The following is a 24,912-nucleotide window of genomic DNA, read 5'->3' on the forward strand; positions in this document are numbered from 1 at the left end:
TTCTTTTGCAGTAAGGCTGACATGGCAGGCATTCTGATCATTGCGCACGCTCCGTTCGCCACCGCGTTGCGCGATTGCATTTCGCACATCTATGGTGGCTTGCCGGCGCGCATCGGCGTGATCGACGTATCGCCGGATTGCGATCCCGCGCAGCAGGTTGCATTCGCGCACGCGGAGATCGAACGTCTGAAGGAAGAAAACGGCGCGCTCGTCCTCACGGATATGTTTGGCGCCACGCCGGCGAATATCGCCGGCCGGCTCGCTTCAATACCGGATGTGCGCGTGCTGTGCGGCGTCAACCTGCCGATGCTGGTGCGCGCGGTCTGTTATCGCGCCACACCGCTCGACACGTTGGTCGACAAGGCGCTCGCCGGCGCCACCAAGGGCGTGCACGCCATCGGACCGGCCACGCCGGCACCCGTCGCGCCCACCGCGGAGTCCGGCGACTGTTTGCCCGCACTGCCGCCCGATGCGGCATCCGGCGGCGCGTGTTTGCCGGCCTTGCCGGTCGACGCCGATCTGACGCAAAAAGCCGACTCAGCCGGCTTGTAAGCGGATCGCCCGGTTGCCGGGTTTTCGCCCGCAATGCCACTGGTTTGCAGATTCACCTTTCATAACCACACTTACCCGCGCTTCGGACCATCACATGCTGCAACAGGAAACGACTATCGTGAACAAGCTGGGGCTGCACGCGCGCGCGTCGGCCAAGTTGACGCAACTCGCAGGCAACTACCAGGCGGAAATCTGGATGAGCCGTAACGGCCGCCGTATCAATGCCAAGAGCATCATGGGCGTGATGATGCTGGCCGCGGGCATCGGCAGCACGGTGCTGATCGAAACAGAAGGCGCTGACGAAAAAGAAGCGATGGACGCATTGCTGAAACTGATTGCCGATAAATTCGGCGAGGGTCAGTGAGCGCCTCCACGTTGCGATATGCGCAAACGCCGCGGCTGTCCGCGGCGTTTTTTTTAGCGCGTGACAATGGGCGGGCGAAAGCGCGTGAGGGCGCGCACATCGACCTTTGCATACGGTTCACGTTGCCGGAACGCGAGTCAGATGAAGGCTCGTTGGCAGCTCGCTTACGGTAATTCGTGCTGCGCTGCACACAGGCCCGACATACCGGCGAAGGGCGCGGAATTTATAATGGCGCAGAGTGTCTGAGAGCATTGCAGCGGTTTGCCGCGGCATCACACAACTAGAGGAGGTGCGCGTGTCCTTCACGCTGCATGGAATTCCCGTGTCACGCGGTATCGCCATCGGGCGGGCTTATCTGATCGCCCCGGCTGCACTCGACGTAGACCACTATCTGATCGAGCCCGCCCAGATCGAAGGCGAGGTCGAGCGCTTTCGCGCGGCCCAGCAACACGTGCATCACGAGCTCGACGCGTTGCGCGCCGATCTCGCCGTCGACGCACCCAGCGAGATGGGCGCGTTTATCAACGTTCATTCAATGATCCTGAACGATGCGATGCTCGTGCAGGAAACCATCGACCTGATCCGCACGCGCCGCTACAACGTGGAATGGGCACTGACCGAACAACTCGAGCGCCTGTCGCGCCATTTCGACGATATCGAAGACGAGTACCTGCGCGAGCGCAAAGCCGACATCGAACAGGTGGTGGAGCGCGTGCTGAAGGCGCTCGCGGGCGCGTCGGTGGCGCTCGTGGACGGCGTGCACGGCGCCTGCGACGAGATGATCGTGGTCGCGCACGACATCGCGCCGGCCGACATGATGCAGTTCAAAACGCAAACGTTTCAGGGTTTCGTCACGGATCTGGGCGGCCGCACGTCGCATACGGCGATCGTCGCGCGCAGTCTCGGTATTCCGGCCGCGGTCGGCGTGCAGCACGCGAGCGCGTTGATTCGCCAGGACGACCTGATCATTGTCGACGGTGATCACGGCATTGTGATCGTCGATCCCGCGCCGATCGTGCTGGAGGAGTATTCGTATCGGCAAAGCGAAAAGGCGCTCGAGCAGCGCAAGCTGCAACGGCTGAAGTTTTCGCCCACTCAAACGCTGTGCGGCACGCGTATCGAGTTGTGCGCGAATATCGAGTTGCCGGAAGACGCGAGCGCCGCGCTCGACGCGGGAGCCATGGGCGTGGGTCTGTTCCGCTCCGAGTTTCTGTTCATGAATCACAAGGACCGGTTGCCGGAAGAGGAGGAGCAATTCGCCGCGTACCGTCGCGCGGTCGAATTGATGAACGGCCTGCCGGTCACGATTCGCACGATCGACGTGGGCGCCGACAAGCCGCTCGATTCGATGGGCGGGGGCGATGGTTATGAAACCGCCGCGAACCCGGCCTTGGGTCTGAGAGCGATTCGCTGGAGCCTTTCCGAGCCGCAGATGTTTCTCACGCAGTTGCGCGCGATACTGCGCGCGTCTGCGTTCGGTACGGTGAAAATTCTGATTCCGATGCTCGCGCATGCGCAGGAGATCGATCAGACGCTCGACCTGATTCGCGAAGCCAAACGTCAGCTCGACGACGCCGGCATCGCCTACGATCCGAACGTGCAGGTCGGCGCGATGATCGAGATTCCGGCCGCCGCCATCGCCTTGCCGCTGTTTCTCAAGCGGCTCGATTTCCTGTCGATCGGCACGAACGACCTGATCCAGTACACGCTGGCGATCGATCGCGCGGACAACTCCGTCGCGCATCTGTACGACCCGCTGCATCCGGCGGTGCTGCACCTGATCGCGTTCACGCTGCGCGAGGCGAAGCGCGCGGGCGTGCCCGTCTCGGTGTGCGGTGAGATGGCCGGCGACCCGGCGTTGACGCGTCTCTTGCTCGGCATGGGTCTCACCGAGTTTTCGATGCATCCGAGCCAACTGCTGGTGGTCAAGCAGGAAGTGCTGCGCGCGCATTTGAAGACGCTCGAAAAGCCGGTGGCCGATGTGCTGGCTTCGTTCGAACCCGAAGAAGTGCAGGCTGCGTTAAAGCGCGTGTCGCTGGCCTGAGTTCACGTCTTTGAATAAGAAACGCCGCCTCACGGGCGGCGTTTTTTTAGCCTTACGGCAGCAGATCAAGCCGGGTGCGTCTGCCCACATACCGGGCAATCCGGCTGCCGCGCAATACGCATCGTGTTCCACTCCATGCGCAGCGAATCGAGCATCATCAGGCGGCCGAGCAACGGCGTGCCGATTCCGCCGATCACCTTGAGCGCCTCGGCGGCCTGCATCGAACCGACGATACCGACTGTCGGCGCGAACACACCCATGGTCGAACACGCGACTTCCTCGAACGGCTGGTCTTCGGGAAACACACACGCATAGCAGGGCGACGCTTCGTCGCGGAAGTCGAAGGTGCTGATCTGGCCGTCGAATCGCAACGCCGCGCCCGACACGAGCGGCACGCCGTGCTTCACGCACGCGCGGTTGATCGCGTGGCGCGTCGCGAAGTTATCCGTGCAGTCGAGCACGACCGTGGCATGCGGCACTTGTGCGTCGAGCCACGCGTCGTCCACGCGCTCGGCCACCGCATTCACCACCACCTCGGGATTGATCCGCGCGATTGCCTCGCGCCCGGACTCGACCTTCTTGCGCCCGATAGATGCGGTCACATGCAGGATCTGGCGCTGCAGATTGGTCAGGTCGACCGTATCGGCATCGACCAGCGTCAAACGGCCGACACCCGCGGCAGCGAGATACATCGCGGCCGGCGAACCCAGGCCACCCGCGCCGACGATGATCGCGTGAGCGTCGATAAAGCGCTGCTGAGCCTCGATGCCGATTTCGTCGACGAGGATGTGGCGGGAATAGCGAAGCAGTTGATCGTCGTTCATGGCGGGGCGCGTGAGTGTGTCGCGCGTTGAGATGCAGGACCGAAGGGTCTGCCGTGCGCGGTTTCTTTATTTTAATCGCGCGGGGAGCGGGTGTTCTGGCTGATGCCCGGTATGACAGCGTGTCTTCGCAGCAGCTTGCGCTGCGAAGACACGCTTTGATGCTTACTTGCTTTGCGTAGCGGGCGTCGAGGCCGGCGCCGGGCCCGATGCGCCCGGCACCGGTTGCGTCGGCTTGACCGCGACCGGCGCGGACGCCGACGCGGCCGGCTTGTTCTGCGCGAGACGACGCTCGGTCAGCGACTTCGATTCCTGCACCGGCTTGCCTTCCAGCTTGTTCAGCGCCTGTTGCAGCATGAAGTCGTCAGTCGAACCGAATTCCACCGGTTTGCGCTCACGATCCTTCTGACGCTGTTCCGGCGTCTTCTTGTCGTTCTGCTCTTCAAGCAGGCGCAACTGGTCCATACGTTCCTGCTCGCGCTGTTCCGCTTCCTTCTTCTCGTTCGGATCCTGCGTGTTCGCAAGGTGATTCGAGTAGTCGACTTCGCGGGTCACGAGTGCGTCGTCCGGATCGCCTTCCGCGTATTGATCGACCGCGATATCAGGACGGATGCCCTTGTTCTGGATCGAACGGCCGCTCGGCGTGTAGTAGTACGCCGTGGTCAGACGCAGTGCCGTGTCCGCCGTCATGGGTCGCACGGTCTGCACCGAACCCTTGCCGAAGGTGGTCTTGCCGACGATCAACGCACGATGCTGATCCTGCAGCGCGCCCGCGACGATTTCCGACGCCGACGCGGAGTACGCGTTGGTCAGCACGATCATCGGCACGGTCTTGAAGATCGGCGCTTCGTCCTTCAGCGGATCGCTGTCGAAGGACTGCAGGCGGTAGTTGTCGTAGGTGTCGCGATAGACCTGCTTCGAATCCGGAATCTGGCCATTGGTGGACACCACAACCGAATTCGGCGGCAGGAATGCGCCAGCCACGCCGACCGCGCTTTGCAGCAGGCCGCCGCCGTTGTTGCGCAGGTCGAGCACGAGACCCTTCAGATTCGGCTGCTGACGCGCGATATCTTGCAGCTTCGCGGCGAGGTCAGGCGTGGTGCGTTCCTGGAAGCTCGTGATCCGCACATAGGCGTAGCCTGGCGCGAGGATCTTCATCTTGACCGACTGGACCTTGATGACCGCGCGCGTGACGGTGAGCGGGAAGGTGCGGTCGTCGGTCTTGCGGAAGATCGTGAGCGTGACCTTGGTGCCCGGCTCGCCGCGCATCTGCTTGACCGCCTGGTCGAGCGTCATGCCGCGCACGGGCTTGTCGTTGATACGCGTGATCAGGTCGCCCGGACGGATGCCGGCGCGGAACGCGGGCGTGTCTTCGATCGGCGAGATCACTTTGATCAGGCCGTCTTCCGACGAAATTTCGATACCGAGTCCGGCGAAGCGACCCTTGGTCTGCTCCTGCAGTTCCTCGTAATCGGTCTTGTCGAGATACGACGAGTGCGGGTCGAGGCTCGACACCATGCCTTTGATGGCGGCGGTGAGAAGCTTTTTATCGTCGACGGGTTCGACGTACTCGTGCTTGATTTGCCCGAACACTTCGGCAAAGAGCCTGAGCTGGTCCAGCGGCAGCGGGGCGACAGCGTTGGACGCTGCGCTGGCCGGTTGCTGCGCCGAAGCGGAAAGTTGCAGGGTGGCAAATACACCGGTAGCAAGGCCCGCGGCAATCAGGCCGATATTTTTCAGGTTCTTTCGCATAGAGTCTGTTGCGGTCGGAAGCGCGTGGCAGCGTCGATAGAGATGGGGACGGACAAGTATAACTGCACACCCGCCCAGTCAGGGCGTAGCGCAGGCAATCGTGATTCGACAGCGCGAGCCGGGCCTGGTTCGTGAGATGCGGCCCGCGACGCCGAAGTAATGTGCGGTAACGGATTGATGGCGCGAGAATGGCGCGCTTGACAGACGTGACAGGCGCGAGCCGCGCCGACCGGTATGTCTTGCCGGTCGGCGCGGCCATTAGCCGCCATGTGTCACCAATCTGCGCCAGTAGCCGCCGTTGCGCTGTATTGACGGCGGCAGCTTGGCGGCGAGATTGCGGAATCAGCCGGCTTTGCCTTGCTTGGCGACTGCGGCTTGCGCCTTGGCGATTGCGTCCTGATCGCCCAGATAGTAGTGCTTGAGCGGCTTGAGATTTTCGTCGAGCTCATAGACGAGCGGCACGCCGTTCGGAATATTCAGACCGACGATGTCGTTGTCCGAAATATTGTCGAGGTACTTCACCAGCGCGCGGATCGAATTGCCGTGGGCGGCGATCACGACCTTGCGGCCCGACTTGATCGCCGGCGCAATCGACTCGTTCCACAGGGGCAGAACGCGCGCCACCGTGTCTTTCAGGCATTCGGTGAGCGGCAGTTGCTCGCGCGGCACCTTGGCATAGCGCGGATCGCTATAGGGCGCGCGTTCGTCCGTCGGCTCGAGTGCGGGCGGCGGCGTGTCGTAGCTGCGGCGCCAGACCAGCACCTGCTCGTCGCCGAATTTGGCGGCCGTTTCCGCCTTGTTCAGACCCGACAGCGCGCCGTAGTGGCGCTCGTTCAGACGCCACGAATGCACCACCGGCAGGTACATGAGATCCATTTTGTCCTGCACGTGCCACAGGGTGCGGATCGCGCGCTTGAGCACCGACGTGTAGGCGATGTCGAACGTGTAGCCCGAATCCTTCAGCAGCACGCCGGCTTGCTGCGCTTCACTGTTGCCTTGCTCGGTGAGGTCGACGTCGACCCAGCCCGTGAAGCGGTTTTCCTTGTTCCACGTCGATTCGCCGTGGCGGATGAGAACGAGTTTGTACATGAGATTGCCGGTCGGTAGTGAGGAAGCGGTAAAGCGTTGCGGGGGTCCTCTGGAGGAGCGCCGCCATCGCGTCAGACGGTTATTTTATAATGGCTGGATTGTCCTTTTCGATTTCTCTCTTTTTCGGCGGATTTTCCGTGAAGTTTTTCACTGATTACACAAACCTTGTACTGATCGCGATCGTCCTCATCTCCGGTGGGTTGCTGCTGTGGCCGACGATCAGCCGGCGCGGCCGCGGTGGCCTGTCGGCCGCTGAAGCCACGCAACTGATCAACCGGCGCAATGCGGCGGTCATCGACCTTCGTCCGTCCGCCGACTACGCCAAGGGGCATTTGCCCGCGGCCCGGCACCTTGAATTTGCGGAGTTGCAGGCGAAAGTTGCGCAACTCGTGAAGAATAAGAGCAACCCGGTGCTGCTGGTTTGCCAGACCGGCCAGCAGTCGAACAAGGCAGCGCGTATCGTGCAGGATGCAGGGTATGCGGAAGTCCATGTTCTCGAAGGCGGTGTCGACGCCTGGCAGAAAGCCGGCATGCCGGTTGTGAAACAAGGAGCAGCCAAGTGAACAAAGTGATCATGTACAGCACCCAGGTGTGCCCGTATTGCCAGATGGCCGAACGTCTTTTAAAGTCGCGCGGCGTCGAGCACGTTGAAAAGGTACTGATCGACAAAGACCCGGCCCGTCGTGAGGAAATGATGACCCGGACCGGTCGCCGCACGGTGCCGCAAGTGTTCATCGGCGAGACGCATGTGGGCGGGTACGATGACCTCTCCGCGCTCGATCGCGCGGGCGGGTTGATGCCGCTGCTCGAAGCAACCGCCTGAATTCGCGCGCCCGCGGGTGCGCGATAAGGGCGGCTGAACACCAAGCCGGCGCGGTCTCGCCTCATCAGGGCGGGCGGCGCGCCGCAACGATCTGGCGGCCCATGCAACCATGGGCCGCCGCCATGCATACCTATCAGGGAATCACTTCATCATGTCCGACGAGAATAACCAGCCGTTCTTCAACATCCAGCGTATCTACCTGAAGGACATGTCGCTCGAGCAGCCGAATTCGCCGGGCATCTTCCTCGAGCAGGAAATGCCGTCGGTCGAAGTCGAAGTCGACGTGAAGGCCGAGCGCCTCGCCGACACCGTGTTCGAAATCCTCGTTACGGGTACGGTCACGGCCAAGGTGTCGGACAAGGTTGCGTTCCTGATCGAAGCCAAGCAAGCCGGCATTTTCGACATCCGCAATATTCCGGCTGAGCAGATCGACCCGCTGGTTGGCATTGCTTGCCCGACCATTCTGTTCCCGTACCTGCGCTCGAACATCGCCGACGCGATCACCCGCGCCGGTTTCCCGCCGATCCATCTCGCCGAAATCAACTTCCAGGCACTGTACGAGCAACGCCTCGCGCAGATGGGCGGCCAGGACGGCGCGGCGCAAAACGGCGTCACGCACTAACGTGTCGCCAGCAGTGCCGGCTATGAAGGTTGCTGTCCTTGGCGCCGGCGCATGGGGCACCGCCCTTGCCGGCCATCTGGCCGTACGGCACGACACGGTATTGTGGGCGCGTGAGCCCGCGCTCATCGCCGATCTCCGCGCTTCGCACGAAAACGCCCGCTATCTGGCGGGCGTTGCTTTGCCGCCCGCGCTGCGCTACGAGGCGGATCTCAACGCAGCGCTCGAGCACGCGCTCGCCGGCGACGCGTTATGCGTCGTGGCAACGCCCGTGGCCGGACTGCGTAGTCTCTTTCGGGCCATGCGCGATGCGGGCAAAGTGCCGGCGCATGTGGTGTGGCTGTGCAAAGGCTTCGAGGCCGATTCGCAGTTGATGCCGCATCAGGTGGTCGCGGCCGAGCTGCCGGAACATGGCAGCAACGGTGTGCTGTCCGGTCCGAGCTTCGCGCGCGAAGTCGCGCAGGGCTTGCCGGTCGCGTTGACCATCGCGAGTGCTTCGGCGGCGTGCCGGGAGCGCACGGTCGCTGCGTTCCATCACGGCGCCATGCGCATCTATACCGGCGACGACGTCGTCGGCGTGGAAGTGGGCGGTGCGGTGAAAAACGTGCTTGCCATTGCAACGGGCATTGCCGATGGCCTCGGGCTCGGTCTGAACGCGCGCGCGGCATTGATCACGCGCGGCCTCGCTGAAATGTCGCGCCTCGGCGTGACGCTCGGCGGGCGCGCGGAAACGTTCACCGGCTTGACCGGTCTGGGCGATCTGATCCTGACCGCAACCGGCGATCTGTCGCGCAATCGTACGGTCGGCCTGCAACTCGCCGCGGGCCGCACGCTCGACGATATTCTCGGCGGCCTCGGTCATGTGGCCGAGGGCGTGCGTTGTGCGCAAGCGGTCCTCGCGATCGCCCGTGCTCATGCAATCGACATGCCGATCACGCAGGCGGTCTGTGCCGTGCTGTTCGACGGCGTGGCTCCTCGCGACGCCGTCAGCGCCCTGCTGCGGCGCGACTCCAAAGCTGAATAAGCCTTGTCTTTCAGCCGTTTAGCGCGCCAAAGCGCTGAACGGCTGCCCGCTGTCGCTGTCCACGTTTTTATCGACGCTTCGCACCAGCGAGGTTCCCATGCTCCGTCTCAATCGTTGCACGCTGGACGAGCGGATGGTGTTCGCCTGTTTCAGCGACACCATGTTCGCGCGCTACGAGGCGGAATTGCAGCGCCGTCAGGCCCCGCCTTCGAAGCCCGTCTGACGCCAGGCCTCGAACACCACGACCGCAACGGTATTCGACAGGTTCAGGCTGCGGTTGCCCGGCCGCATGGGTAGGCGTACGCGCTGCTCGTTAGCGAACTGGTCGAGCACGGAGTCGGGCAGGCCGCGCGTTTCGGCGCCGAACACGAACCAGTCGCCCGACTGAAACGCGTGCTCGTGAAAGCGGCCCGAACCGCGCGTGGTGAAGGCGAACATGCGCGCCGGATCTGGCAATTCCTTGGCGATAAACGCTGCCCAGTCGGCATGCACGTTCATTTGCGCGTACTCGTGATAGTCGAGACCGGCGCGGCGCAGCTTGGCATCGTCGAGCGGGAAGCCGAGCGGTTCGATCAGATGGAGGCGCGCGCCGGTGTTGGCGCACAGACGGATCACGTTGCCGGTGTTCGGCGGGATTTCCGGTTCTACGAGAACGACATTGAACATGGTGAGCTCAGGTTGAGACTAGTTTTTCGGCGTGCGCAGCGCGACGAAGTTGGTGATGCGCCTTGCTCCGGCGGCCTTGAGCGTGCGAGCCAGCGCTTCGAGTGTCGCGCCGGTGGTCATCACGTCGTCGACAATGCCGACGTGCAGACCTTGCACGGATCCGGCGACCTTGAAGGCGCGGCCTACGTTCAGACGGCGGGCGGAGAGATCGAGCCGCGACTGCGGTGCGGTGTGAATCATTCGATGCAGCAGGGTTGCGTCGCTGCGTACATTGAGCGTGCGAGCCAGTGGCCTCGCGATCTGCCAGGCCTGGTTGTAGCCGCGCTCAATGAGACGTTTTTTGGCAAGCGGCACGGGTGCGATCACATCGGGCCATTCAGCCAGCTCTTGGCAGGAATCCTGGGCGAGGCGCGCGAGGCGTTGCCCGAACTCGCGCGCCAGCATCAGCCGGGCGCGGAATTTCAGGCCGACGGCCAGCGTGTCGAGCGGTGCCCGGTAGTCCGCAAGGGCGAACGTGGCGTCGAACGGTGGCGGCTCGCCAATGCAATCCGCACACCGGTATTGCGCGTGGATCGGCGATCGCGTGGTGGATAACGGTACCGCGCAGACAGTGCATCGCAACCGGCCTTCATTCCAGTAGGCCTCGTCGCAACCGGCACAAAGCGTCGCGTGCGACAAATTGCCGCACAACGCGCACAGGTTCGGCAACGCAGCCTGCGCCACCCGCGGCCATGCGGAATTTGCAGCACGCGCGAAACGCGCGAAGCGGGCGCCGGAAGATGACGAAATGGGTCGGAGTGGCATGGCTGGACCGCCCGCGAAGGCCTTTCACACTGAATGGAGGGGAGCGAGCGAGTATACTTCGGGCTCTACGCCAGTACGACACTCATGTCCTCAACTTCCGCTCAATCAGGCCGTCCGGCCTATGATTCCCAGCGCCTCCAGCGGATCTTCGACCGCCGCGCGGCGACCTTTGGCGACGTCGCGTTCCTGCCGCGCGAAATCGCGCAGCGCATGCGCGAGCGTCTCGACTACATCAAGGTCACGCCGGCGAGCGTGCTCGACGCCGGTTGCGGGATGGGCGAAGACATCCCAGCTTTGCGCGAGCGCTTTCCCGAGGCGCCGGTGTTCGGCTCCGACCTGTCGCACGGCATGCTCACGCGCGCGCTGCAGCACGATTCGGGTGACACGAGCTGGCGGCGCTTTCTGCCGGCCACGCTCGGCAAAGCGCTCGGCGCCCGCGGGCCGCGCTTCGCGCAAGCCGACTTTTCGGCGCTGCCGTTCGCGGCCGGCGCCTTCGAATTCATCTGGTCCAATCTTGCGCTGCATTGGCACTCGCGGCCCGATCTCGTGTTTCCCGAGTGGCAGCGTGTGCTGAAGGTCAACGGCCTCTTGATGTTCAGCACGCTCGGCCCCGACTCGCTCAAGGAGTTGCGCGGCGCCTACGCCGAAGTCGAAGCCGCGCACGGCGTTGCCTCGCGCAAGCATGTGATCGATTTCGTCGACATGCACGACCTGGGCGACATGCTGGTGGAAAGCGGTTTCGAGATTCCGGTGATGGACCAGGAAGTGCTGACCATTACCTATAAGTCGCCCGAGTCGCTGCTCGCCGACGTGCGCCGCTGGGGCGCCTATCCGTTCGAGCGCGAGGCCTCGTCGGGCGCCGTCGCGCGCAGGCTGCACAAGGCTTTGCTGGCAGCGCTCGAAGCCCGTCGGCGCGCCGACGGCACGATCGCGCTGACCTTCGAGGTGATCTACGGGCACGCATGGAAAGCCGTGCCGCGCACGACTGCCGAAGGTCATGGGATCGTGCGGATCGAGGACATCGGGCGAGGTTCGGCGAGGAATCGTTGAGGAATCAGTGAGGCGGTAAAGAGGACATCTGTTATGTCTGAAATTACCGCTTCAAAAGACGCGCAAAAGCTGCGTCAAAACGGCGCGGAGGCTTGTCACGCCTGGGTTGTGGGCCAATTGACGCTTGCTTGTGGATGCTATGGATCGCGCCTATAATGCGTCAGTTTGTCGCCCGGAGTTCCCACATTTGGGGCGGCAGCCCCGAGGCATAGGGCAGCAAGATAAGATGACGCGGCGGTGATCGGGTGACCGGATTAGCGGTCGCAAGAAATGGCCGCAGGCGGCGATTGGAGACAATCGGCGGGAGGCAGCGATGGAAGCATCAGATCTGCTGGCGGATTCAGAACCGGTTCTCAAAGACTGGACGATGAAACGCAACTGTTCGATATCGCCGCGGCAGTTCGTCTGTTTCTACGTGTCGCTTGCGTTGTTCTCGTTGGCAATTGCATTCATGCTGGTTCTGGTCGGCGCCTGGCTGGTGTTGCCGTTCACCGGTGTCGAATTGCTGGCGGTGGGCATCGCGTTTGCCATATATGCGCGTCATGCTGTGGACTACGAGCGCATCCGGCTGTTTCAGAACCGGCTCGTGGTCGAGCAGGTCAGCGCCGAGCAGCTCACGCAGTTCGAGTTCAATCCGCGCTGGGTGCGGATCGAGGCAGGCGCAACGCCACGTGACCGGATCAAACTGGTCTCACGCGGCCAGACGATCATGATCGGGCAACATCTCGCGCAGTATCGGCGCGCGCAGTTCGCAGGCGAATTGCGTATGTGGCTCACGCGTTGTTAGACGTGTTGAGAAGCGCGGCGTTCACGGGGAGCGCGAGGTTACCTGCCAGCGGGGTCGAGGGTTTGAATGGAAATTTTGGGTAAGGAAGCTATGAAAACAATCAAGCGAGCCCTCATGGGCGTGCTGGCGATGAGCGGACTGCTTTTCGCCGGTGCCGCCCTGGCAGTGGGCGATGTTCCGGGCGGCCCTGCCGTCAACGAGATCAATCTCCAGCCGCCTGCGACGAAAATCGCTGAGGAGCTTTTCAGCCTCCACATGTTCATGCTGGTGCTTTGCACGGTGATTTTCGTCGGCGTGTTCGCCGTGATGTTCTATTCGATCTTCGCCCACCGCAAATCGAAAGGCCACAAGGCATCGAATTTCCACGAAAGCACCACCGTCGAAATCATCTGGACGATCGTGCCGTTCATCATCGTCGTGTTGATGGCGCTGCCCGCCACCAAGACCGTCGTGGCGATGAAAGACACCACCAACGCCGACGTCACCATCAAGGTCACGGGCTATCAGTGGAAGTGGGGCTACGACTACGTGAAGGGCCCGGGCGAGGGCATCAACTTCCTGTCCACGCTGACCACGCCGCGTGCGGAAACCGATGGTCGCCAGCCGATTTCCACCACGTACCTGCAGGAAGTCGACAATCCGCTGGTCGTGCCGGTCGACAAGAAAATCCGCATCATCACCACCGCGAACGACGTGGTCCACTCCTGGTACGTGCCGGCCTTCGGCGTGAAGCAGGACGCGATTCCGGGTTTCGTGCGCGATACGTGGTTCAAGGCTGACAAGATCGGCACGTTCCGGGGCTTCTGTACCGAGTTGTGCGGCAAGGAACACGCGTTCATGCCGGTGGTGGTTGAAGTGCTGTCCGCCGACGACTACGCGAAGTGGGTCGACACCCAGAAGAAGAAAATGGCCGCAGGCCAGGACGATCCGAACAAGACCTACACGATGGCCGAGCTGATGGAACGCGGCGGCAAGGTGTACGCGGCGAACTGCGCGGTCTGCCACCAGCCGACCGGCAAGGGCGTGGGCGCATTCCCGGCGCTCGACGGCAGCAAGATCGCCAACGGCGCGATTGCCGAGCACGTCAGTCTGGTGCTGAAGGGCAAGAACGCGATGCCTTCGTGGGCGCCTACGTTGAACGACGTCGAAATCGCATCGGTCGTCACGTACGAACGTAATTCGTGGGGCAACCACACGGGCGACATTCTCCAGCCGAAGCAGGTTGCGGACGCGCGCAACGGCAAGCTGCCGGAAGGTGGCAACCATCTGGCCGACGCAGGCGCGGCAGCGATCGGCGCTGAGGCGGCTTCGGGCGCCTCGGGTGCGGCAGCGGACAGCGCGGCATCGCCGGCAACACTTCCGGCCAGCATCTACTTCGACACCGGCAAGAGCACGCTGCCGGCCGACGCGAAAGCGGCGGTCGACGCGGCTGCGGCCTATGCGAAAGCACATCCGGACGCGAAATTCACGCTGTCGGGCTTCACCGACGCCACCGGCTCCGCCGACCTCAACGCGAAACTCGCGAAGAGCCGTGCCGAAGCCGTGCGCGACGCTTTGAAAGCAGCCGGCATTGCCGAAGACCATATTATTTTGAAGAAGCCGGAAACGATCACGGGCGGCAGCGACGCGAAAGAAGCCCGGCGTGTTCAGATCAGCCCGGCTGCCTGACGTGTTCATGGTCAGCACCGCAGTATTCGCTTTAGGAGATTGTCATGTCTAGCATCGGACACGATGTAGTCGCGGGCCACGAGCACGTGCACGGCGACCATGCCCACGAAACGCCGCATGGTTGGCGCCGTTGGCTGTTCGCAACCAATCACAAGGATATCGGTACGCTGTACCTGATCTTCTCATTCACCATGTTCCTCTCCGGGGGCGTGATGGCGCTGATGATCCGTGCCGAACTGTTCGAGCCGGGTCTGCAGATCATGCGTCCCGAGTTCTTCAACCAGTTGACCACCATGCACGGCCTGATCATGGTGTTCGGCGCGATCATGCCGGCTTTCGTCGGCTTCGCGAACTGGATGGTGCCGCTGCAGATCGGTGCATCGGACATGGCTTTCGCCCGCATGAACAACTTCAGCTTCTGGCTCCTGCCGGTGGCGGCTGTTCTGCTGGTCGGTTCGTTCTTCTCGCCGGGCGGCGCGACCGCCGCAGGCTGGACGCTGTACGCGCCGCTGTCCACGCAGATGGGCCCGGGCATGGACTTCGCGATTTTCGCGGTCCACTTGATGGGTGCTTCGTCGATCATGGGCGGGATCAACATCGTCGTGACGATCCTGAACATGCGCGCGCCCGGCCTCACGCTGATGAAGATGCCGATGTTCGTCTGGACGTGGCTGATCACCGCGTACCTGCTGATCGCCGTGATGCCGGTTCTGGCAGGCGCGATCACCATGGTGCTGTTCGATCGCCACTTCGGCACGTCGTTCTTCAACGCGGCAGGCGGCGGCGACCCGGTCATGTACCAGCATATCTTCTGGTTCTTCGGGCACCCCGAGGTGTACATCATGATCTTGCCGGCGTTCGGGATCGTCTCGCAGGTGATTCCGGCGTTCTCGCGCAAGCCGCTGTTCGGCTACAGCTCGATGGTGTACGCAACCTCGTCGATCGCGATTCTGTCGTTCATGGTGTGGGCGCACCACATGTTCGCAACCGGCATGCCGGTGACGGGCCAGTTGTTCTTCATGTACGCCACCATGCTGATCGCCGTGCCGACGGGTGTGAAGGTGTTCAACTGGGTCGCGACGATGTGGCGCGGTTCGCTGAGCTTCGAAACGCCTATGCTGTTCGCAGTCGGCTTCCTGCTGGTGTTCACGTTCGGCGGCCTGTCGGGTCTGATGCTGGCCATGGCGCCGCTCGACATCCAGTATCACGGTACTTATTTCGTGGTGGCGCACTTCCACTACGTGCTGGTGGCGGGCTCGCTTTTCGCGCTGTTCTCCGGCTGGTACTACTGGGCGCCGAAGTGGACCGGCTGGATGTACAACGAAACGCGCGGCAAGATTCACTTCTGGGCGTCGATGTTCTTCTTCAACCTCGCGTTCCTGCCAATGCACTTCGTCGGCCTCGCAGGTATGCCGCGTCGTTATGCTGACTACCCGGCGCAGTTCACCGACTGGAACCAGGTCATCTCGATCGGCGCGTTCGGCTTCGGTCTGGCGCAGGTCTACTTCCTGTTCGCGGTTGCACTGCCGGCCTACCGTGGCGGCGGCGAACTCGAAAAAGCTGGCGACAAGCCGTGGGACGGCGCAACGGGTCTCGAGTGGACCGTGCCGAGCCCGGCTCCGTTCCACACGTTCGAAAACCCGCCGACCGTCGAGTAATCGATAAGTTGGTGAGATTGCCGGCTCGGGCAGCGCAGCAGTTGGTTACCTGAGCCGGCGATCACGAAGGTAGTGGCGGCGTCCGTAGTCACGAAAAGTATTCAGAAAGTCGAGCATGACGCGCAATCCTCAAGAAAGACGTACGCCCGAGCAGATTCGCGCGGGTAACCGGCGGATCGGTTTCGTGATGTTGTTGATCGCCGCGGTCTTTTTCGCGAGCGTCATCATTCATCAGAAGTGGTTCTCCTGACAAAGCGGTTCGAGTCAGTTTGCAGGTTTGTTGAGGATTGAGATGTCGACGCAACCGCCGGCTCAGGCCGACCGCTCTTTTAACCGTTCGATGCTGATCAAGCTGTTCATCGTCGCCTTGATGATGTTCGGTTTCGGCTTCGCGCTGGTGCCGATGTACCGTGCGATCTGCCAGATCACCGGCATCAACAACCTCGTGCAGCGCGATGCCACGGCGCGCGAGGCGAAGAATACGCAGGTCGACATGAGCCGCACGATTTCGATCGAATTCGATGCGAACGCGCGCGGCCCGCTGGGATTCAAGCCGGAGCAGCGTAGTCTCGACGTGCACCCTGGCGAAGTGACAACGGTGATGTACGAGGTGAGCAACGAACAGGCGCGCACGATTCAGGCGCAAGCCATTCCGAGCTACGCGCCGAAGCAGGCCACCGAGTACTTCAAGAAGATCGAGTGTTTTTGCTTCACGCAGCAAACCTTGACGGCTAATCAGACGAAGCGGATGCCGGTGGTGTTCGTGGTCGATCCGAAGTTGCCGAAGGACGTCAAGACGATCACGTTGTCGTACACGTTTTTTGAATTGAATACGCCGGCGGCGGCAAAGGCCGGAAACGCAGCACCCACGGCCAATACGGCGGCCACCACCGGCAATCCCGCCTGACGGCTCGTGCCGCAGACGAAGGAAGACGAAACAAGATGAGCGATAACGGCGGCAGCCCGCGCAAGAGCAGCTTTGGTCAGTCGATGCGTGCGGTCTTCTGGTCGTTTTTCGGTGTGCGCAAGCGCCGCGATCTGGAGGCGGACGCCACGCAGCTGAACCCGCTGCACGTGATCGCGGCAGCATTGATCTGCGCGGCCATTTTTATCGTGGCGTTGATTCTGATCGTGCGTGCCGTGGTAGGTTGACGCAGCGGGCGCACACGTAGCACCGGGCGAAGCAGCGCCCAACAATTAGAGCGAAGCGGTGCGGTATCGACGCGCCGCCGAAGATACAGCCGGAGATTCCGGAACAACTGGACTGAAGTGGAGAATCAAGAATGAGCGGTCAAAACGAGAGCCCGTACTATTTCGTACCGCATCCGTCGCGGCATCCGATCAGCGCCGCCGCCGGGTTGCTGGTCATGCTCGGATCGCTTGCGGCCTGGATCAACGAACATGACTGGGCGCCGATCGGCGTCGTCGCCGGTTTGTTGTGGCTGCTCTTTACGCTGTGGCACTGGTTCGGCGACGCAATCGCCGAGTCGGAAGGCGGCATGTATGGCAAGAATGTCGACAAGTCTTACCGCTGGAGCATGAGCTGGTTCATCTTCTCCGAAGTCATGTTCTTCGGCGCGTTCTTCGGCGCATTGTTCTACGCGCGCGAAATCGCGTTGCATCAATTGGGCAGCCTCGATTACAAGTTGATCTGGCCGGACTTCTCGGCCGTGTGGCCGAACAACGGTCCGGCAGCGCTGGTCTCGACCTTCAAGTCGATGCAACCGTGGCCTGTGCCGACCATCAACACGGCGCTGCTGCTTTCCTCGGGCGCGACGCTGACCGTCTCGCACCACGCGCTGCGTGAAAATCATCGCAAGAAGGCGATTGTCTGGCTGGCTGCAACGCTCGTGCTCGGCGTCTGCTTCCTGTTCCTGCAAGGCTTCGAATATTTCCACGCGTACAACGAACTGAACCTGACGCTGTCGTCGGGCGTGTATGGTTCGACGTTCTTCCTGTTGACGGGCTTCCACGGCTTCCACGTGTTCCTCGGCGGCACGATGCTGGCAGTCGTGCTGGTGCGTATGATCCGCGGTCACTTCACGGCGGACCATCACTTCGCGTTCGAAGGCGCGGCCTGGTATTGGCACTTTGTGGACGTCGTGTGGCTCGGGCTGTACGTCGTCGTGTACTGGCTGTAACGCAGTCTGGCCTGCGCCGACCGGCAACCCGGAATGTGCAGGCCGTTCGCGCAACGTCCTTCGGGACGCGGCGCACGAGCAGTATGCAAGGCTTATGCAGCGCCGCCCTCGACCCTGTCAGGGCGGCGTTTTGTTTGGCGGCGTGGGGATTTTCCCGCCGGGCTCAGCGCCCGTAAGGAATGCCGGTCGATTGAATCCAACCCATCCAGTGAGCGAACAGGATGAACAGGAATAGCGAGATCGACAGGCCCACCCGCGTGGCGAGCGACCAGACCATCCGCTTGGTTTTGCCCTTGTCATGCATCATGAAGTACAGCGCCGACACCATGCTGGCGATGATCAGGACGAAGGCGATGGGAACGAGAATGTGCATGGAACCAGCTGAAATCAGGAAGCGCAGGGGCAAGACATTTATTATCGCACCGCGCGCCGGCGTTTGCCGCACGTTCCCCATCGCGCCGCGAGTGGTGGTGGAGCGTGCCCGATGAAGATCCGCCTCGTTCCCGCGCTGTTGATTCTGCTAGTGATCGTGGTGACGGTGCGGTTGGGTTTCTGGCAACGTGACCGCGCGCATCAGAAAGAAGCGCTCGAAGCGCACATCACGCAGTTCGAGAACGCGCCCGCCCAACCGGTGAGCGCCGCGCCGGTCGCGTTGAAGGACATCGAGTTTCATCGCGTCAAGGCACGCGGCAGTTTCGTCGCGGATAAAGTCGTCTACCTCGATAATCGTCCGTATAACGACCAGCCGGGCTTTTACGTCGTGATGCCTTTTAAACTGGCCGACGGCGGCTACGTGCTGGTCAATCGCGGCTGGCTGCCGCGCAACATGAACAATCGCGAGACCATCGCGCCGTATACGACGCCGCAAGGCGAAATCGAGATCGAAGGCATTGCGCGGGCCGACGCGTCGCGCGCATACGAGTTGGGGCAGGGTGGTTCGGCCGAACATCAACTGATCCGCCAGAATCTGGATACCGCCGCGTATGCTGCGGAAACCGGTTTGCCGCTGCAGTCGTTCGTGATTCAGCAGTTGAGCGACGACGGCGACAAGCTGGTGCGCGATTGGCCCGCGCCCACCAACGGTGTCGAGCGCAACTATGGCTATATGTTCCAGTGGTGGGGCATGGCGGCCGCGGCGCTCGTCTTCGGCCTTTATGCCGCGCGTCGTGCGGCGAAGAAAGAGCACGCGCCGGGCGTGTAACGCAGCACATGCGGCGTCGTGGCCCGAGCTAGGCCGCGGCGCCGTGCAATCATTGAAAGAGGTCCTGTAGTGTCGACGCAATCTCCCCGTTCGCCGCAAGCCGGCAAACCCGCAGCGCCCAAGCCCATGCCCGGCCAACCCAACGGCAAAGGCTCGTGGGAGCGCGGCCGCTGGATTCTGCTGCTGCTGGCGATCATCTGCGCGGCACCGATCGCCGTGTCGTATTTCACGTACTACGTGATCAAGCCGTCCGGCGGCAGCACGAGCTACGGCACGCTGGTCGAACCGCAACGCCCGATTCCCGATTCGCTCGTGGTGACGGGCGAAGATGGCAAGCCCGTCAAGTTCGCTACGCTGCGCGGCCGCTGGCTGCTGATCTCGGTCGACAACAGCGCGTGCGACAAAGCGTGCGTCACCAAGCTCTACTTCATGCGACAAATCCGCGCAGCTCAGGGCCCGGAACGCGAACGCGTCGTGGAGGTGTGGTTGCGTACCGATGCGGGCAACGTCGCAGACGTGATACAAAAGGCCTACCCCGACACCAACATGATGATCGCCGATCCGGCGCAGGTGTCCGCGTGGCTGCCCACTGAGAACGGCACGCAAATCACCGACCACATTTACATGGTCGATCCGAACGGCAATCTGATGATGCGTTTCCCGAAAGATCCGAACCCCAGCAAGATCAAGGGCGACGTGACCAAGCTGCTCAAATGGTCGAGTATCGGTTGATGCCGCAACATAGGTAAGAGAGATGTTCGTACTGCAACTGGCCCTGATCGGCTTGTGTATCGCGTTGTTGCCGCTGTCCTACGTGTGGGTCAAGGCAGACGACAACAAATTCCGTAAGCTGGTCTGGCTCACCACCTTCCTCACGCTCGACCTGGTGATGTTCGGCGGCTTCACGCGGCTCACCGATTCCGGGCTCGGCTGTCCGGACTGGCCGGGCTGCTACGGCACGTCGTCGCCGTTCATCGCGCATGCGGCGATCACGGCCGCGCATCAGGCTATGCCCACCGGACCGGTCAGCATGACGAAGGCATGGATCGAAATGATCCACCGCTACTTTGCGATGGCGATCGGCGTGCTGATCATCGCGCAGACAGTTATCGCGTGGACGGCGCGCGTCAAACGGCGTGCGCTGCATGTGTCGCCATGGTGGCCGACCTCGCTGTTGCTGCTGATTCTGGTGCAAGGCGCGTTCGGCGCGTGGACGGTGACGATGAAGCTGCAGCCGATCATTGTGACGACGCACTTGCTGCTCGGCCTCGCGCTGCTGGGCACGCTCGGCTGGCTGGCCGCGCGGCAGACGCCGTTGCCCGCGTTCGAACCCGAAGCCGCGCGCTGGCGTGCGGCCGCGCTCGCGGGCCTCGTGCTGCTGATCGCGCAAATCGCGCTGGGCGGCTGGGTCAGCACGAACTACGCGGTGCTCGCCTGCACGGATTTCCCGACCTGCAACGGCCAATGGGTTCCGCCCATGGACTTCGCGCACGGCTTCCACCTGTGGCGTGCGCTCGGCATGACCGGCGACGGCGACATGATCACCCAGGACGCGCTGGTGGCGATTCACTGGACGCATCGCACATTCGCGATCGTCGTGGTTGCTTATCTGGTCTGGCTGGCGTTGAAACTACGCCGCTTCGAGTCGCTGCGGCGGCCGGCGAACGGCGTGCTGCTGGTGGTGCTGATCCAGTTCATCACGGGGCTGTCGAACATCGTTCTGCAATGGCCGTTGCCCATTGCGGTGGCGCATAACGGTGGGGCCGCAATCCTGCTGCTTCTGCTCGTTATGTTAAACTTTCGGATCGCTTATAGCCGTCCCGGCCGCGCCGTGTTTCCTGCGCGCGATGCCGCGCCAGCGTGACTCCACATGGACAGCACAACACTTTCCCAAACGCCCGGTAGCCGGGTCTCCCAGTACATCGCCCTGACGAAGCCGCGCGTCACGCAACTCGCCGTGTTCTGCGCCGTCATCGGCATGTTCCTGTCGACGCCCGGCATGGTGCCCTGGACTCCGCTGATCGGCGGCACCGTCGGCATCTGGTTGCTGGCCGGCGCGGCGTTCGCCATCAATTGCCTCGTCGAACAGAAAATCGACGCGAAAATGCGCCGCACTTCGTGGCGGCCGTCCGCGCGCGGTGAAATCACCACCGCGCAGATTCTGCTGTTTTCGGCCGTGCTCGGCGGCCTCGGCATGTGGACGCTCTATACGTTCGCCAATCCGCTCACCATGTGGCTCACGCTGGCCACGTTTGTCGGCTATGCGGTCATCTATACGCTGCTGCTCAAGCCTGCCACGCCGCAGAACATCGTGATCGGCGGCGCCTCGGGCGCCATGCCGCCTGCGCTAGGCTGGGCCGCGGTCACCGGCCACGTGCCGGGCGATGCCTGGATTCTGGTGCTGATCATCTTCGTGTGGACGCCGCCGCATTTCTGGGCGCTTGCACTGTATCGCCGCAAAGACTACGAAAACGCCGGCCTGCCGATGCTGCCGAACACGCACGGCGAGAAGTACACGCGCCTGCATATTCTGCTGTACACGGTGATTCTGTTCGCGGTCACGTTGATGCCCTTCGTCTCCGGCATGAGCGGTGTGGTGTACCTCGTGGCGGCCGTGCTGCTGGGCGCCGTGTTCCTCGCCTACGCGTGGAAGATCTACCGCGAGTACTCGGACGACCTCGCGCGCAAAACCTTCCGCTATTCGATCGTCTACCTGTCGCTGCTGTTCGCCGCGCTGCTGATCGACCACTATGCGCGCGTCGTGATCGGCGCGTAATACCATGCTCAATAACCGCTTCGCGCGTACGGCGCGTGCCGCTGTGATAGCTTGCGCGCTCGGCGGCGCCTTGCTGGTGGCAGGCTGCGGCAAGCAGCCGCCGGCATTCCAGAATCTCGACATCACCGGCAATACGCAGTTTGGGAGCAACTTCTCGTTGCCCGACACGTCCGGGCATCTGCGCAGCATGGCGGACTATAAGGGCAAGGTGGTGGTGCTGTTCTTCGGCTACACGCATTGTCCGGACGTTTGTCCGACCACGATGGCCGAATTGTCGCAAGCGTTGCAGCAACTCGGCCCGGAAGACGCAAAGCGCGTGCAGGTGCTGTTCGTTACCGTGGACCCCGAGCGCGATACGCCGGCTCTACTCGCGCAATACGTGCCGGCGTTCAACTCGACGTTCGTCGGCTTGCGCCCGGCCGATCAGGCGCAACTCACCAAAATCACGAAAGACTTTCGCGTCTACTACGCGAAGGTGCCGGGCAAGACGCCCGATAGCTACACGATGGATCACACGGCAGCAAGCTATGTGTTCGACACGGACGGCAAGCTGCGCCTATTCGCGCGCGACGGCCAGGGCGCAACGCCGTGGGTGCACGATATCAAGCTGCTGCTCGACTGACGCACCGATCCATGGCGGGCGCACGCCACATCGCGCCCGTTTTCAACGCCCCTCGCTTTACTCCTCTCAGGTCGGAATCGGCAGATTCAACCCCGGCGCAAGCCGCGTCGTCTTGAACTCCGTCACCTCGTAACGCGCCAGCTTCTGCTGCGCGAACGGGTCGCTGGCGAGAATCTCATCCAGCTTATCGCGCTCGATGCGCACCGCCAGAATGATGCCGCCGTCGCGCGGCACTTTCGGTCCGGCGGCGACGAACACACCTGCTTCAAACTGCCGCGCCAGAAATGCGCGATGCGCTTCCAATGCGTCGTCGATACGTTCGAGCGATGCGGTGTAGATGAGGTCGATAACGTACATGGTGTCTTCTCGAGCAAGGGAATGCGCCGCCAGAACGCGACCGCAGCTTCGGATTATCGTTCAGAGCACGATTCGTTGCGCGCGATCAACCTGCGTGCAGACCGCCGGACCCTGCCGGCGCTCTCCTTACAGAGTCTCTCAAGTTGTCGGTAAATCATGCCGTTATCTCGCTAGCAATCGTTTGCGCGCGACGCGAAACCGTGTGCTTGCGACTGCGAACGAAACACGAATAACACGAAGAGAGACCACAACAATGAGCAGGATGAGTTTGAATCGCAAACTATGGCTGTCGCTCGCGCTCGTCTGGCTGGGACTGCTGGGTGTCGGGCTGTGGAGCGCGGTCGAAACGCGCAGCACGATGCTGGCCGAGCGCCAGGCCGGCATGGTGAATCTGGTCGATGCCGCGCAAGGCGTCGTGAACGGCTATTACGCGCTGTCGCAGAGCGGCAAGATGAGTGCGGCCGATGCGCAGCGCGAAGCGCTAGCCCGTCTTGCGACCATGCGCTACGGCGAGTCCGGCTATCTGTTCGTGATGGATTCGAAGCCGGTGGTGCTGATGCATCCCACGCTGCCGCAAATGACCGGCAAGGCGGTCGGCGACTTCAAGGATCCGGACGGCAAGCTCCTGTACGTGGCGATCGTCGACGCGGCCAAGGCAAGTGGCCGCGGCTTCGCGCAGTATCGCGGGCGCCTGCCGCACACCGAAACCGCCGTGCCGAAACTCAGTTATGTGGTGCGCTTCGCGCCTTGGGACTGGAACATCACGAGCGGCGTGTTCATCAAGGACATCGATACGGCGTACTACGAAACGCTGCTCGGCCACCTCGTCGTCGTACTGGTGATCGGCGCGATCATCTCGCTTGCGATGGTGCTGATCATCCGCAACGTGCGCGCGAGTCTCGGCGGCGAGCCGGACCAGGCGGCGCGGCTCGCGGCAAGTATCGCGCAAGGCGATCTGACCCAAGTGGTCGACGTTCGTCCGCACGACAAGACCAGCATGATGGCGGCCATGCATGAAATGCAGAACCGTTTGCAGCGAACCATCGGCGAGATTCGTCGCTCGGCGGAATCTATCGCCTCGGCTACGCAGCAGATCGCCGCGGGCAACGGTGATCTGTCGCAGCGCACTGAGCAGCAGGCCGCGTCGCTGCAGGAAACGGCGGCGAGCATGGAAGAACTCACCGCGACGGTCAAGCAGAACGCCGACAACGCGCGGCAGGCGAGCGGACTCGCGCATAACGCGTCCGAAATCGCAACGCGTGGCAACGTCGTGGTGAGCCGCGTGATCGGCACGATGGGCGAGATCAACGACAGCTCGCGGCAGATTGCGGACATCATCGGCGTGATCGAAGGCATTGCATTCCAGACCAACATTCTGGCGTTGAACGCCGCCGTGGAAGCTGCGCGCGCCGGTGAGCAGGGGCGCGGTTTCGCGGTCGTCGCGGGCGAGGTGCGCAGCCTCGCGCAGCGCTCGGGAACGGCGGCCAAGGAGATCAAGCAGTTGATCAGCGCATCGGTCGAGCGCGTGCATAACGGCTCGACGCTCGTGCAGCAGGCCGGCACGACGATGGGCGAGATTCTGCAAGCCGTGCAACGCGTCACCGACATCATGGGCGAGATCGCGGCGGCATCCGAAGAGCAGAGCAGCGGTATTTCCCAGGTCGGCCGCGCCGTCACGCAGATGGACGAAGTGACGCAGCAGAACGCGGCACTGGTCGAGCAGGCTGCGGCTGCGGCGGCTTCGTTGCAGGATCAGGCGGGGCGTTTGCGCGACACGGTGAGCGCGTTTCGCGTGAGCGACACGGACGGTGGTTCGCAGAGTTCGGCTGCGCTCGCGGCGCGCAGAGTGACGGCTACGACGCACACGGCGGCTGCTCGCGAAGTTAGCGCGGCTGCACAGTCCGCGCCGGCATCGTCCCGCGCCGAACCGAAGCTGCCGGTGCCAGTGAAAGCGGCTGCGGCGCCGGCTCCGGCACCAGCCGCCGCCGTTGCAAGCGCAAAGCCGGTTGGCAAGCCGCGCGCAGCGGCAGAAGCAACCAAGGCCACGCCGCGCGATGATGAATGGACCACCTTCTGATTTCCATGTACGGCCGA

The 24,912-nt window shown here is 62.7% G+C and carries 29 protein-coding genes; 22 read left to right on the top strand and 7 right to left on the bottom strand.

Annotated elements, in window-relative coordinates; genetic code table 11:
- Positions 1-21 precede the first annotated feature (21 nt).
- The 3 genes from P0D71_RS05535 to ptsP all read left to right on the top strand — a co-directional run bounded on the left by P0D71_RS05535 (position 22) and on the right by ptsP (position 2,960).
- Positions 22-552: a PTS sugar transporter subunit IIA gene (locus P0D71_RS05535; protein WP_091796871.1), complete on the top strand. Its 531-nt coding sequence runs from the start codon at positions 22-24 to the stop codon at positions 550-552.
- A 94-nt stretch (positions 553-646) separates the two neighbouring features.
- On the top strand, positions 647-916 hold the full coding sequence (locus P0D71_RS05540; RefSeq protein ID WP_007179472.1) for an HPr family phosphocarrier protein: 270 nt from the start codon (positions 647-649) through the stop codon (positions 914-916).
- Positions 917-1,211: 295 nt separating this feature from the next.
- Complete coding sequence (gene ptsP, locus P0D71_RS05545) at positions 1,212-2,960, top strand: phosphoenolpyruvate--protein phosphotransferase (protein WP_408479440.1); 1,749 nt, start codon at positions 1,212-1,214, stop codon at positions 2,958-2,960.
- 65 nt (positions 2,961-3,025) lie between these two features.
- Here ptsP and P0D71_RS05550 read toward each other — a convergent pair whose 3' ends face one another.
- From P0D71_RS05550 to gpmA, 3 genes are all read right to left on the bottom strand, one after another.
- Positions 3,026-3,784 carry a HesA/MoeB/ThiF family protein gene (locus P0D71_RS05550; RefSeq protein ID WP_091796869.1) on the bottom strand — a complete coding sequence of 253 codons (759 nt, stop codon included), beginning with the start codon at positions 3,782-3,784 and terminating at the stop codon, positions 3,026-3,028.
- A gap of 162 nt (positions 3,785-3,946) precedes the next feature.
- Complete coding sequence (locus P0D71_RS05555) at positions 3,947-5,533, bottom strand: S41 family peptidase (protein WP_408298573.1); 1,587 nt, start codon at positions 5,531-5,533, stop codon at positions 3,947-3,949.
- A gap of 342 nt (positions 5,534-5,875) precedes the next feature.
- Positions 5,876-6,622: a 2,3-diphosphoglycerate-dependent phosphoglycerate mutase gene (gene gpmA / locus P0D71_RS05560; RefSeq protein WP_408343626.1), complete on the bottom strand. Its 747-nt coding sequence runs from the start codon at positions 6,620-6,622 to the stop codon at positions 5,876-5,878.
- Between the two features lie 137 nt (positions 6,623-6,759).
- Between gpmA and P0D71_RS05565 the strand changes: the two genes are divergently transcribed.
- The 5 genes from P0D71_RS05565 to P0D71_RS05585 all read left to right on the top strand — a co-directional run bounded on the left by P0D71_RS05565 (position 6,760) and on the right by P0D71_RS05585 (position 9,311).
- Positions 6,760-7,185, top strand: a complete 426-nt coding sequence (locus tag P0D71_RS05565) for a rhodanese-like domain-containing protein (RefSeq protein WP_012431601.1) — start codon at positions 6,760-6,762, stop codon at positions 7,183-7,185.
- Complete coding sequence (gene grxC, locus P0D71_RS05570; RefSeq protein WP_007179466.1) at positions 7,182-7,445, top strand: glutaredoxin 3; 264 nt, start codon at positions 7,182-7,184, stop codon at positions 7,443-7,445. The genes P0D71_RS05565 and grxC overlap by 4 nt, the downstream gene beginning before the upstream one ends.
- A 151-nt stretch (positions 7,446-7,596) precedes the next feature.
- Positions 7,597-8,067 carry a protein-export chaperone SecB gene (gene secB / locus P0D71_RS05575; protein ID WP_007179465.1) on the top strand — a complete coding sequence of 157 codons (471 nt, stop codon included), beginning with the start codon at positions 7,597-7,599 and terminating at the stop codon, positions 8,065-8,067.
- A gap of 22 nt (positions 8,068-8,089) precedes the next feature.
- The gene (locus P0D71_RS05580; protein ID WP_091796866.1) at positions 8,090-9,088 is read left to right on the top strand and encodes an NAD(P)H-dependent glycerol-3-phosphate dehydrogenase; all 999 of its coding nucleotides are present in this window, start codon (positions 8,090-8,092) and stop codon (positions 9,086-9,088) included.
- Positions 9,089-9,185: 97 nt separating this feature from the next.
- Positions 9,186-9,311 carry a hypothetical protein gene (locus P0D71_RS05585; RefSeq protein WP_286161996.1) on the top strand — a complete coding sequence of 42 codons (126 nt, stop codon included), beginning with the start codon at positions 9,186-9,188 and terminating at the stop codon, positions 9,309-9,311.
- On the opposite strand, the gene trmL is transcribed toward P0D71_RS05585, so the two are convergent.
- Entirely contained in the window at positions 9,284-9,754 is a 471-nt protein-coding gene (gene trmL, locus P0D71_RS05590; protein ID WP_408479441.1) for a tRNA (uridine(34)/cytosine(34)/5-carboxymethylaminomethyluridine(34)-2'-O)-methyltransferase TrmL, read from the bottom strand. The two genes, P0D71_RS05585 and trmL, sit on opposite strands and share 28 nt — an antisense overlap.
- Before the next feature lie 18 nt (positions 9,755-9,772).
- The gene (locus P0D71_RS05595; protein WP_408479442.1) at positions 9,773-10,558 is read right to left on the bottom strand and encodes a phosphoribosyltransferase family protein; all 786 of its coding nucleotides are present in this window, start codon (positions 10,556-10,558) and stop codon (positions 9,773-9,775) included.
- An 84-nt stretch (positions 10,559-10,642) separates the two neighbouring features.
- On the opposite strand from P0D71_RS05595, the gene P0D71_RS05600 reads away from it, so the two are divergent.
- The 8 genes from P0D71_RS05600 to P0D71_RS05635 all read left to right on the top strand — a co-directional run bounded on the left by P0D71_RS05600 (position 10,643) and on the right by P0D71_RS05635 (position 17,862).
- Entirely contained in the window at positions 10,643-11,608 is a 966-nt protein-coding gene (locus P0D71_RS05600; RefSeq protein WP_091796863.1) for a methyltransferase domain-containing protein, read from the top strand.
- Between the two features lie 313 nt (positions 11,609-11,921).
- Positions 11,922-12,395 carry a DUF2244 domain-containing protein gene (locus P0D71_RS05605; RefSeq protein WP_091796862.1) on the top strand — a complete coding sequence of 158 codons (474 nt, stop codon included), beginning with the start codon at positions 11,922-11,924 and terminating at the stop codon, positions 12,393-12,395.
- Positions 12,396-12,461: 66 nt separating this feature from the next.
- Positions 12,462-14,063 (top strand): cytochrome c oxidase subunit II, encoded by a 1,602-nt coding sequence (coxB, locus tag P0D71_RS05610; protein ID WP_408479443.1) that lies wholly within the window; start codon positions 12,462-12,464, stop codon positions 14,061-14,063.
- Positions 14,064-14,107: 44 nt separating this feature from the next.
- Positions 14,108-15,721, top strand: a complete 1,614-nt coding sequence (gene ctaD / locus P0D71_RS05615; protein ID WP_091796860.1) for a cytochrome c oxidase subunit I — start codon at positions 14,108-14,110, stop codon at positions 15,719-15,721.
- A gap of 115 nt (positions 15,722-15,836) precedes the next feature.
- Positions 15,837-15,971, top strand: coding sequence for a cytochrome oxidase small assembly protein (locus P0D71_RS05620; RefSeq protein ID WP_091796859.1), 135 nt, complete (start codon positions 15,837-15,839; stop codon positions 15,969-15,971).
- Between the two features lie 42 nt (positions 15,972-16,013).
- Positions 16,014-16,628, top strand: coding sequence for a cytochrome c oxidase assembly protein (locus P0D71_RS05625; RefSeq protein ID WP_091796858.1), 615 nt, complete (start codon positions 16,014-16,016; stop codon positions 16,626-16,628).
- Between the two features lie 35 nt (positions 16,629-16,663).
- Complete coding sequence (locus tag P0D71_RS05630; RefSeq protein WP_091796857.1) at positions 16,664-16,873, top strand: DUF2970 domain-containing protein; 210 nt, start codon at positions 16,664-16,666, stop codon at positions 16,871-16,873.
- Positions 16,874-17,004: 131 nt separating this feature from the next.
- Complete coding sequence (locus P0D71_RS05635) at positions 17,005-17,862, top strand: cytochrome c oxidase subunit 3 (RefSeq protein WP_091796856.1); 858 nt, start codon at positions 17,005-17,007, stop codon at positions 17,860-17,862.
- Positions 17,863-18,025: 163 nt separating this feature from the next.
- On the opposite strand, the gene P0D71_RS05640 is transcribed toward P0D71_RS05635, so the two are convergent.
- Positions 18,026-18,235, bottom strand: a complete 210-nt coding sequence (locus tag P0D71_RS05640; RefSeq protein ID WP_007179452.1) for a twin transmembrane helix small protein — start codon at positions 18,233-18,235, stop codon at positions 18,026-18,028.
- Between the two features lie 111 nt (positions 18,236-18,346).
- On the opposite strand from P0D71_RS05640, the gene P0D71_RS05645 reads away from it, so the two are divergent.
- The 5 genes from P0D71_RS05645 (at position 18,347) to P0D71_RS05665 (ending at position 22,461) form a co-directional block, all read left to right on the top strand.
- Complete coding sequence (locus P0D71_RS05645) at positions 18,347-19,063, top strand: SURF1 family protein (protein ID WP_408184542.1); 717 nt, start codon at positions 18,347-18,349, stop codon at positions 19,061-19,063.
- Positions 19,064-19,132: 69 nt separating this feature from the next.
- Positions 19,133-19,795 carry an SCO family protein gene (locus P0D71_RS05650; RefSeq protein WP_408479444.1) on the top strand — a complete coding sequence of 221 codons (663 nt, stop codon included), beginning with the start codon at positions 19,133-19,135 and terminating at the stop codon, positions 19,793-19,795.
- Between the two features lie 22 nt (positions 19,796-19,817).
- Positions 19,818-20,927, top strand: coding sequence for a COX15/CtaA family protein (locus tag P0D71_RS05655; protein WP_408479445.1), 1,110 nt, complete (start codon positions 19,818-19,820; stop codon positions 20,925-20,927).
- A 6-nt stretch (positions 20,928-20,933) separates the two neighbouring features.
- Positions 20,934-21,839 carry a heme o synthase gene (gene cyoE, locus P0D71_RS05660; RefSeq protein WP_091796852.1) on the top strand — a complete coding sequence of 302 codons (906 nt, stop codon included), beginning with the start codon at positions 20,934-20,936 and terminating at the stop codon, positions 21,837-21,839.
- Positions 21,840-21,843: 4 nt separating this feature from the next.
- Positions 21,844-22,461 (top strand): SCO family protein, encoded by a 618-nt coding sequence (locus P0D71_RS05665; protein WP_091796851.1) that lies wholly within the window; start codon positions 21,844-21,846, stop codon positions 22,459-22,461.
- Positions 22,462-22,527: 66 nt separating this feature from the next.
- Here P0D71_RS05665 and P0D71_RS05670 read toward each other — a convergent pair whose 3' ends face one another.
- Positions 22,528-22,818 (bottom strand): YciI family protein, encoded by a 291-nt coding sequence (locus P0D71_RS05670; RefSeq protein ID WP_091796850.1) that lies wholly within the window; start codon positions 22,816-22,818, stop codon positions 22,528-22,530.
- Between the two features lie 253 nt (positions 22,819-23,071).
- Here P0D71_RS05670 and P0D71_RS05675 point away from each other — a divergent pair, with 253 nt between their 5' ends.
- Positions 23,072-24,895 carry a methyl-accepting chemotaxis protein gene (locus P0D71_RS05675; protein ID WP_408479446.1) on the top strand — a complete coding sequence of 608 codons (1,824 nt, stop codon included), beginning with the start codon at positions 23,072-23,074 and terminating at the stop codon, positions 24,893-24,895.
- The last annotated feature ends 17 nt before the right edge of the window (positions 24,896-24,912 follow it).

Origin of the sequence: Paraburkholderia sp. RL17-383-BIF-A, assembly GCF_046028015.1 — a bacterium.
Lineage (GTDB): Bacteria > Pseudomonadota > Gammaproteobacteria > Burkholderiales > Burkholderiaceae > Paraburkholderia.